Genomic DNA, 11,271 nt, shown 5'->3' on the forward strand with positions numbered 1-11,271 from the left:
TACAGAGCATCTTCCATCGCGCCATCGCTCAGGTTGTACCAATGCTGCATGCAGTGAATGCGTAGCATGGTTTCCAGCGGATAAGGTCGCCGGCCATTACCAGCCTTGGGGTAAAACGGCTCGATGACTTCCACCATGTTTTGCCATGGCAGAATCTGCTCCATGCGGGACAAGAAAATCTCTTTTCTGGTCTGACGGCGCTTACTGCTGAATTCACTGTCGGCGAAGGTAAGTTGATGACTCATGATGAACCCTGTTCCATGGCTCCAGATGACAAACATGATCTCATATCAGGGACTTGTTCGCACCTTCCTTAGTATTTAATTCTAATGCGCCGAACTTTTGCTTTACCTTTTCGGTTTTCAGCGTTGCTTAATTGTTACTAAAAGCGAGTTGTTTTAAAAGTATTCAAATGCTAATAATGAAATTAATTATAAAATTTTGCTTACGGTTAAGCCTTTCGTCGTATTGGTTTTTTCAGGGCTGGCGGGGCGACATGGTGTACGCTCCTGGCAACGCTGAACTCAGAATATTTATCCAGTCACTCTATTTTTTAAGAGCAGTAAACCTATGACTACAATAAAGAACCGTCGTTTACGTCCGCGTGCGCATCGCTTTGCTCTTGAGTCTCGCCAGCTTTTTGATGGAGCCGCTCTGGCTGAAACCGCCATCCATGAGGCATCGGCAAGCGATCTGGTGCACCATGAAAGCGCCACCGAACCCGCGAAGGCGCTGGATATTCCCCACGCCGCCACAGCCGACGCCGCAAGCGAAAAACCGGGCAGCGCCGCCAGCGAAGTCTATGTAATAGACCAGCATATCTCCGGCTGGCAGTCGCTGGTGGACCAGGTGCCGCAGGGCAGCCAGGTGGTGATTATCGATGAAAACAGCTCGGGTCTGAGCCAGCTTGCCGACGCGCTGAAAGGCGAAACCAATATTTCCGCCATTCATATTCTGAGCCACGGCGCGTCCGACACCATTACGCTTGGCACCGATGTGCTGACGGCGGACAACCTCTCGGCGTGGTCTTCACAGCTCAGCGCTATCGGCGCAAGCCTTAGCGACAGCGGCGAGATCCTGCTTTATGGCTGCGACGTCTCCGCCCAGGATAACGCCTTTATCACCCGCTTCGCCGAAGTGACTCAGGCGGACGTGGCGGCCTCCAGCGACATGACCGGCAGCGCGGCGCTTTCCGGCGACTGGGTGCTGGAAAACCATACCGGCAGCATTGAAGCGAAAACCTTCGCCTTTGATTACGACGGTCTGCTGGCCGGGCCGGAAGTCACCGCGCCGGAAAAAGGCATCACCGTCGCCGAGCCGAGCAGCCTTAACGCCGCAGGCGCCGATACCGCCACGCTCAGCGGCTGGCAGGTCAGCACCACGGACGCCAGCGAAACCGTCACCGTCACGGTGAGCCTGAGCAACAGCGCCATCGGCAAACTCAGCGACAGCCAGACCAGCAACGCTTCGCTGACCATGACCGGCACTGCCAGCGAAGCGCAGGCCTGGCTTAACAGCATCACCTTTACCTCCGCTGACGTCGAGCTTGGCAACACCGCCGCCAGCGGCAAGCTGGACGTCACGGTGCGCGACAGCGCGGGCGTCAGCACCAGCAAATCCATCGATGTGACCGTGACCCCGTCGAACGACCCGGTAAGCGTGGCCGACGCCACCCAGAACGTGCCGGAGATCGAATCGGGCGGCAGCGTCATCACCACCGTGACCCTTAACGCCATCGATGCGGAAGTAACGGCGGGCACCCAGCAGCCCGTGCAGATTGTCTATGGTCTGACCGACCTGCCGCAGTATGGCTATCTGACGCTGAACGGCGACCGGATGGGCGTCGGCTCTATCTTTACCCAGCAGGATTTGATCGACGGCAAGGTGAAGTATGTCCACACCGCCACGGGCGCAGACCAGAACGCCGCCGACGGCTTTACGGCGGTCATCAACGACGGCGCGACGCCGAAGGCGCAGTCCGATACCGTCCACGTCACGCTGAACATTACCCCGCAGAACCAGGCGCCGACCCTTAGCGGCAGCGGCGTGGTCTTTGAAGGCCAGCCCAACAATGCGGTCAACACCGGCAACGTCGGCCAGTATATAGAGGCGGACGGCGGCGGCGATCCGGGCGACACAACGCTGACTCTCACCATTACCGCCCTGCCGACCCACGGCACGCTCTGGTTTAACGGCGTCGCCGTCACCGTCGGCCAGACCTTTGACTATGCCGATCGCAATCTGCTGACCTATGCTAACGACGGCAGTGAAAACCAGGGCACCGACAGCTTTGGCGTACGCGTCACCGACCAGGGCGGCGGTACCGGCGTGCCGGCCAGCACCGACGGCACCATTACCCTGACCGTGCGCCCGGTGGATGACGACCCGACTCTGGACAACGTAACGCTGCACGCGCAGGTGGACGATCTGGCGAACGCCGTCACCCTTACGTCTGCGATGATCGGCGCAAGCGACGTGGATTCCACCGATAACCACCTCAGCTTTATCGTTGACGACAGCAAGCTCACCCACGGTTACCTGACGCTGGACGGCTACCGCCTGCAAAACGGCGGCACCTTCACCATGCAGGATATCGTCGACGGCAAAGTGCAGTACGTGCAGTACGCCAGCGCCAGCGCGTCGGGTGACACCGACAGCTTCAACTTTGTGGTGGTGGACAACACCGCTGCGCTGCGCTGGAACGCCGACGGCACGACCTACAGCCGCATCGGCGGGGTGTACACGCCGGGCACCGAAACGCTGACCAGCTTTACCTTTACCATCGGCCTTGCGGTGGTCACGGGCGGCGGTCCCGGCACGATCCCGGATCGCGTCACCACCATCACCAACCGCGACTCCACCTGGGCGGGCGTGGACTTCACCTCCGGCAACGCCCGCGGCGAAGTAGAAGAAGGCGGCACCCTCGTGCTGAACGGCACCAGCGGCGACTTCTCCAGCGTGCCGGGCCTGAGCTACACCGCCACGGGCGTGGACGCCTCGCAGGTGGTCTATACCTTCCTCGGTTTCTCGAACGGCGCAAGAGGCGGCGAGCTGCAAAAAAATGTCGGCGGCAGCTGGGTGACGCTCGGCGAATATGCCACCTTTACGCAGGCCGACCTCGACAGCGGCAATATTCGCTTCCAGCACGACGGCGGAGAGACCTTTGTCTACGCCGCGGCGTTCTCTGTCTCGGCGGGTCTGACCACGCTCGATGCCAACGGCAACCCGGTGACCAATATCTGGACGCCGACGCTGAACATCTACGTCACGCCAGTGAACGATCTGCCGGTGGTGACCGGCTCCGGCTCCTCCTCCACCGTCATCGCCGAAGGCGAAACCGCTTACCTGACCACCGGCCAGATAGCGATAAGCGACCCGGACGACGCCAACAGCGGCAACGGGCTGGAAGAGAGCGCGACGATCAAAGACGGCAGCGCCAGCGCCAACAATTACGCCTATAACAACGACGCGACCGGCGCCAACGCCCTGACGTTCACCATCAAAACGCTGCCGGACGGCTGCACGCTGCAATACTACAACGGCTCGCAGTGGGTTGACGTTACCGTCGGCCAGACGCTCAACGCCTCGCTGCTTACCGCCAGCGCCTCGACCACCGGGCTGCGCTTCGTCAGCGACGGCTCGGAAGTGCGCTCCACCACCTTTACCGTATCGGCCACCGACCGCTGGGGCGCCACCTCCGCCAGCGACGCGACGGTGAAAATCCAGATAACTAACGTCAACGACGCGCCGCAGATCGCCAAAGACCCGACCCAGGCCGACCCGACGGTGACCGCAGGCTCGCCGAACCTGATTGGCGGCACGCCAGTCAACAACCCGCTGTACGTCACCGAAGGAAGCTATGGCCAGATAACCAGCGCCATGCTGCAAGCCTACGATTCCGACAGCAGCTCAATGCAGCTGCAGTACACCATCACCGGCGCGCCGACCCACGGCACCCTGGCCTATTCCAAAGATGGTGTGAACTTCAGCCCCATCGGCAAAGGCTCCTCCTTCACCCAGCAGGATGTGGCGAACGGGTACATTTACTACCTGAACGACGGCACCGAAGGCAGCGGCAACAGCGAACCCGCCACCCCGGACGATAAGTTCACCTTCACGATTTCTGACGGCGACAAAGAGCAGACCGGCAACGCGTTCTGGATCTACACCCGCCCGACCGACGACGCGCCGGAAGTGACCGCGCCGTCGGGCATCAAGAACATCGCCAGCGCCACGGCGACGAGCAACGCCCTGCCGGGCTTCTCGGTCAAAGATGGGGATCTGACAGACGGCGTGACCGATGGCGAGAGCGATTATTTGCAGGTGACCGTGCGTCTGCTGCATGCGGACGGCAGCGCCTTCGTGGCCAGCGAATACAGCGACGTGACCCTGGGTTACGCGACCGGCAGCGGCGCGAAGATCTCTACCGCCCACGGCGGCCAGCACGACTATCTGGTCTTGAGCGGCACCCGCGCCCAGGTGAACGCGGCGCTGGCGGGCCTGACGGTGACCTTCAGAACCGACCGCAACGCCACCTATCAGGTGCAGACTATCGCCGATGACCGCCTGCGCGACGCAAGCGGCACGCTGACGGCAGGCGCTAACGGCGGCACGCTGAACCAGCCCGCGACGCCTGGCAGAGGCGCGGCGGCCACCGCCGTCGACGCCACCGAGTACAACTGGTACAGCGCCTCCGTACCGGAAAAAAGCGGCAACCTGAGCGCGGCGTCCGTCACCATTCGCGCCTCGGAAATCAACGATCCGGGCACGCTGACCGTGACCAACCTGGACCGTACCGTTTATGAAGATCAGGCAAGCTTTATCGGCGGCAATATCGTGGTGCAGGACACCGAATCCGCCGCCTTCGGCACGCCGGTGACCGTCACCATCACCGCGCCGTCCGGCACCCTCGGCATCGGCGGCGCGGACGTGAACACCAGCGCCACCGCAAGCGCCGCCGGCAGCCAGCCGGTTACGATTTCCGGCGACAACTCCGGCACGCTGACGCTGGCCGGTCGCGCCAGCGACATTGAAGCGCTGCTGAACGACGCGGCGCTCGGCCTCACCTGGCAGAGCGGCGCCAACGTCAACCACTACCTGAACGGCGCAGCGGCGGGCGATGTCACCATCACCCTGCATCTGGACGACGGCGACTCGCATATCGGCGACACCGTGCAGGCCGACCCGGCCGACCAGACGCTGAACCTCACCATTGTGCCGGTGAACGACGCGCCGGTTGTCTCTGCAACGGGCGGTACGGTTTACCTCAACAGCGATCCGGCGGTAGTCGACGGCACCAAAGTCGGCGGCTTTGTAATTTCCGACCCGGATTACACCGACGGCGGCAATATCGCCGACGGCGAAACCGATTTTATGCAGGTGACGGTGCGCATCACCGACGCCAGCGGCGTGCCGCTGACCGCCGCGCAGTACAGTAACGCCGGCGTATCCGACATCACCATTAGCTCCAGCAACACAACGTCCGGCGTGACGATTGACAGCGTCTATAACGGCAGCGAGTCCGCACTGGTGATCCGCGGCACGCTGAGCCAGGTGAACGCGTACCTGGCGGCGCTGACCGTCTCCATGACCGGCTCCGCCCTGTCGAACGCCGATAACGCCTGGCGTGTGGAAGTGATTGCCGACGATCGCCTGCGCGACGCCTTTGGCAACCTGACAAGCGCCAACAGCGCCAACGGCGGCCAGAACGATGCCGTCACCGGCGTCGCGGCGGTGCCGACCACGGCTATCGACCCTTACGGCGCGCTGCCTTCCGGCCTGAGCCAGAACGTCAGTACCGCATGGCGCAGCGTCTTCCCAAGCGACGTCAACGATCCGGCGACCATCACGGTGACGGACAAGTCAGTCAACGAAGGCTCAACGACCGTCGACCTGCCCGCCATTACCGTGGCGGACCCGGACGCCGACAGCGCCAGCCTGACGGTGACGGTCACTCTGCCGGGCGGCTTTACCTTTAAAACGATTGGCGGGACGGGCGGCACCGTTGATGCGGGCGGCGTCAACACCACCAGCTTCACACTTACCGGCACGCTTTCGCAGATCAACAGCCGCCTCGCTAACCTGACGGTGAACCTGCCGACCAACGCGGGCGTCACCGCCGCCGACTGGAACGGCACCTTTAACGTCACCGTAGTGGTGAACGATAACGCCAACCACGGCAGCCGCCCGACCACGCTTACCGGCGACAGCAATAACCCGAACGCGAACCCGGGCGACATCAGCTACGCCGATGACACCTCCGCCGCGCTGGTCACCACCCGTACCTTTAGCGTGACCGTGAAACCGTCGAACGATGCCCCGGTCGTGCTGGGCGGCGCTACCCAGACGCTGGCCCCGGTGAGCGAAGACACCAGCGCCGCAGCGATTACCGGCGACACCATTGCCAACCTGTTTGCCGGTAACTTCTCGGACCCGAACGATCAGGTCAACAATGCGTCCATTACGGCAACCGGCGGCACCAGCGCTGACAGTTTCTGGGGCGTGGCTATCACTAACCTGTCAGTCAACAGCGCGCAGGGCGAATGGCAATACTCCACCGATGGCGGCACGACCTGGGCTGCCATTGGCAGCCGCACCGACGCCAACGCCCTGCTGCTGGATGCAACGGCCAAAGTCCGCTTTGTACCTGCCGCTGACTTCTTCGGGACGCCTGCTGCCTTGAAAGTACGTCTGGTGGAAACCAACAACAACGGCGACACCACCGCAACGACAGGGTCGCTGACCAGCGGCCAGACTGTATCAACGGCAACCAACGGCAGTAGTTCACGCTATAGCGCAGCGATGGTCACCCTCTCAACCAGCGTCACTAACGTCAACGACCGTCCGACGATTAGCGCGACGCCGCTGACCATGCAGGAAGATACGCCAGTTGGCAAAACGCTGAGCTCTATTCTTGGCAGCTACAGCGACGCCGCCGACAACCAGACGGGAATTGCTGGCGGCGACAAGGCCAGCGGCGCTATCGGCTATGTGGCGATCGTCGGCAACACCACCGACGCAAGCCTCGGCCACTGGGAGTACTCTACCAACGGCACGACCTGGACTGCGCTTGGCACAAGCTACAGCGAAACCAACGCGCTGGTGCTGCTCGCCTCGACCCAGCTGCGCTTTGTGCCGCTGGCCGACTACAACGGCGCGGTGCCGGGCGGCCTGGCGGTGCGCGTCTCCGACAGCACCAGTTCCGCCGATACCGGCGTCAGCGCCGCGGGCAGCACGCAGGATCTGCAAAGCGCCTTCAACAGCGGCCAGACCAGCCACTGGAGCACGGCGCAGAGCATCAGCATGAGCATTACAGCGGTGGCGGACGCGGTGAGCGACACCGCCGCCACCCATTCAGGCGAGGCGAAAACCATCGACGTGCTGGGCAACGACAGCTTCAGCAACAGCGATAAAGCGATCACGGCGGTCACCCGGGGCGTTTATGGTTCCGTGGTTATCGACAACGGCAAGGTGATTTATACCCCTAACACCACGAGCTACGTCGGCAGCGATACGTTCACCTATACCGTCACCAGCGGCGGCGTGACCGAAACCGCGACGGTCACGATTCAGATGAATAACGCCGCCCCGGTCACCCAGGGTGAAAACGTCAGCACGCCGGAAGATACGACGCTGACCAGCTCCGCCGCGCAAAACCTGCTGCTGAACGATTCCGACCCTGATGGCGATACGCTGAGCATTCTTAACTACTCCGTCAGCGGCGTCGGCACGGTGTTTACCGCAGGCCAGACCGCCGACCTCACCGGGTATGGCAAACTGACCATCAACGCCGACGGCAGCTATACTTTTGTCCCGGTCGCCGACTGGAACGGTACGGTGCCGACGGTGACCTACCGGGTGGTTGATGGCCGCACCAACGGCGCGACCACGGCGCAGTTGAAGATAACCGTCACGCCGGTAAAAGACGCCTTTGACGACAGCCTGACGACCCACGCGGGTACGCCGGTGACCATCGACGTTTTCGCCAACGATAAATTCAGCAACGGCGATAAAGCGATTACCGGCAAGACCAACGGCGCTTACGGTACGGTTAGCATCAGCAACGGCCAGGTGATTTACACGCCGACCAGCGGCTATGTCGGCACCGATACCTTCACCTATACCGTCACCAGCGGCGGCAAAACCGAAACCGCGACGGTCACCCTCACTCTGGTCAACGACGCGCCGCAGGTCGGCCTGGCTAAAACCGGCAGCACGGCGGAAGACACAACGCTTACCAACGGCGAAAATCTGCTGACGGGCGCCAGCGACCTGAACGGCGACGCGCTGACGGTGAAATCGTTTACGGTGGGCAATACCACCTGGGCCGCCGGCCAGACCGCCACGCTTGCGGGCTACGGCGCGCTGACCCTCAACGCCGACGGCAGCTATACCTTTGTTCCGGTCGCCGACTGGAACGGCAACGTGCCGCAGGTGACCTACACCATCACCGACGGTCGCACCAACGGCGACGTCACCTCGAGGCTCGATATCTCCGTTACGCCGGTGCAGGATGCGTTTAACGACAGCCAGACCGGCCACGGGCGCGACCCGCTGGTGATTGATGTCTTTAATAACGACAGCTTCGCCAACAGCGACAAAGCCATTACCGCCACCACCAACGGCGCGCACGGTACGGTGACCGTCAGCAACGGCAAGGTGGTTTACACCCTGAACGACGGCTATGTCGGCACCGATAGTTTCACTTATACCGTTACCAGCGGCGGCAAAACCGAAACCGCGAACGTCACCGTAACGTTAACGAACGGTGCGCCGACCGGGGTTGTCGGCAAAACCGCCAGCACAGCGGAAGACCAGACGCTGACCAGCACGGCTTTGCAGAATCTGCTGAACGGCGCCAGCGACCCGGACGGCGATACGCTGAAAGTCAGCGCATTTACGGTGGGCGCAACGACGTGGGCCGCAGGCCAGACCGCGACGCTTGCGGGCTATGGCGCGCTGACCATCAACGCCGACGGCAGCTATACCTTTGTTCCGGTCGCCGACTGGAACGGCAGCGTGCCGCAGGTCACTTATGAGGTCACCGACGGGCGCGACAACGGCGTGCAAACCGCCGCCCTCGATATTACCGTCACGCCGGTGCAGGACGCCCATGACGACAGCCGGACAGCCCATGCGGGCGCCCCGGTCACGGTCGATGTCCTGACCAACGACGGCTTCACCAACGGCGACAAAGCGATTACCGGCGTCACCGACGGCGCGCACGGTACGGTTAGCATCAGCAACGGCCAGGTGGTTTACACCCCGACCAGCGGCTACGTCGGCAACGACAGCTTCACCTATACCGTCACCAGCGGCGGTATCGAGGAGACCGCCACGGTTTATCTGACGTTGACCAACAGCGCGCCGACGCTGCCCCACTGGACAGTGATTAACCGTGAAGACTCGCCGATCGGTATCCCTGGCCTTTTATTAGATACCAGCAGCGACGCCGACGGCGACACCCTGACGGTGACCGATTTTACCGTCAACGGTACCACCTGGCAGTCAGGCGAGACGGCCAATCTGGCGGGGTACGGAAGCCTGACTATTACTTCTGACGGCAGCGTGACGTTTATTCCGGTGGCTGACTGGAACGGCAACGTACCGGTGGTGACCTACACGGCAACGGACGGCCGGGATAACGGCAGCGTCACATCGACGCTCACCATTCAGTACGATGCGATCCCTGACGCCGTTGACGACAACGCCACCACCCACGCGGGCGTGGCGAAAGTCATCGACGTGCTGGCGAACGACAGATTCAGCAACAGCGACAAAGCCATTACCGGCGTGACCCAGGGCGCGCACGGCTCGGTGGCGATTGAAAACGGCAAGGTGCGCTATACCCCGAACGCGGGCTTTAACGGCACTGACAGCTTTACCTATACCGTCACCAGCGGCGGCGTAACGGAAACCGCGACCGTTAATGTCACCATCGCCAACATTGCGCCGGTGGCGCACGATGATTTTACGTGGACTGCGGAAGACACTACCCTGACGCGCAGCGCCGCCACCGGGTTGCTGGCTAACGACAGCGATGATGACAATGATGCTCTTGCCATCACGCAGTTCAGTACCGGTACGCAGATTTACGCGGCGGGCCAGACCGCGACGCTTGCAGGCATGGGCGACCTGACCATTAACGCCGACGGCAGCTATACCTTTGTGCCAGTCGCCGACTGGAACGGCGCCGTGCAGCCGATCCTTTACCAGGTAAGCGACGGCAACGGCGGATTTAGCGTGGCGACGCTCTTACTTACCGTCAACCCGATCGCGGATGCGGTCAACGACAGCGTCAGCACCCATGCCGATGTGCCGGTGGTGATCGACGCGCTCGACAACGACAGCTTCAGCAACAGCGACCAGACGATTACCGGCGTCACCGCTGCCGCCCACGGCACGGTGACGATTGAGAACAACACGCTCGTCTACCGCCCGAACGCGGGCTATGTCGGCAGCGACACCTTCGACTACACCGTCACCAGCGGCGGCAAAACCGAAACCGCGACCGTTACCGTGGACGTCACCAACGTGGCGCCGCGTCTGACCAGCGTACCGACGATTTCCACGCCGGAAGACACCACGCTTAACAGCACTGCGGCGCAGAACCTGCTGACTAACGCCCACGATGACGATGGCGACGCCCTCGCCGTGACGGAGTTTACCGTCGGCGGCACCCGCTACCTCGCGGGCGACACCGCGACGCTGGCAGGCTATGGCGATTTGACGATCCGCGCCGACGGCAGCTTCACCTTTGTGCCAGTGGCCGACTGGAACGGCGTGCCGCCTGCCGCGACCTACACCATCAGCGACGGCAAAGACGGCGGCGTCTCCACCGCCACGCTCGCCTTTAGCGTAACGCCGGTGGCGGACGCGAAGGACGATACGGCCAGCACCCATGCGGGTGTTGCGGTCACTATCGATGCGCTGCATAACGACAGTTTCAGCAATGCCGACAAAGCGATTATCGATGTGGATCAGGGCCAGCACGGCTCGGTGACCATTGAAAACGGCCAGCTGGTTTATCGTCCTGTGGCAGGCTATGTCGGCCAGGATACCTTCACCTACACCGTGGAGAGCGGCGGCGTTCGCGAAACCGCCAACGTCACCGTCACCCTGACCAACAGCGTGCCGGTCGCAACGGGCGAGACAGTGGCTTCGCCGGAAGATTACGAGGCGCGCGGCGACCTGCTGCTCAACGACCGTGACGCGGACGGCGACCCGCTGCACATTGCGGGCTTTACCGTCGGCGGCCAGACTGCTCAGCCG

2 protein-coding genes are annotated in these 11,271 nt (G+C 62.3%); one reads left to right on the top strand and one right to left on the bottom strand.

Annotated elements, in window-relative coordinates; all coding sequences use genetic code 11:
- On the bottom strand, window positions 1–245 hold a 245-nt coding region (locus ACOTYN_RS24890; RefSeq protein ID WP_142915113.1), incomplete at its 3' end, for a transposase.
- A gap of 325 nt (window positions 246–570) precedes the next feature.
- On the opposite strand from ACOTYN_RS24890, the gene ACOTYN_RS24895 reads away from it, so the two are divergent.
- Window positions 571–11,271, top strand: a 10,701-nt coding sequence (locus tag ACOTYN_RS24895) for an Ig-like domain-containing protein (RefSeq protein WP_421634785.1), incomplete at its 3' end; no start/stop codon positions are given.

Origin of the sequence: Enterobacter cloacae complex sp. IR5458, assembly GCF_049238025.1 — a bacterium.
Classification (GTDB): Bacteria; Pseudomonadota; Gammaproteobacteria; order Enterobacterales; family Enterobacteriaceae; genus Enterobacter; species Enterobacter kobei.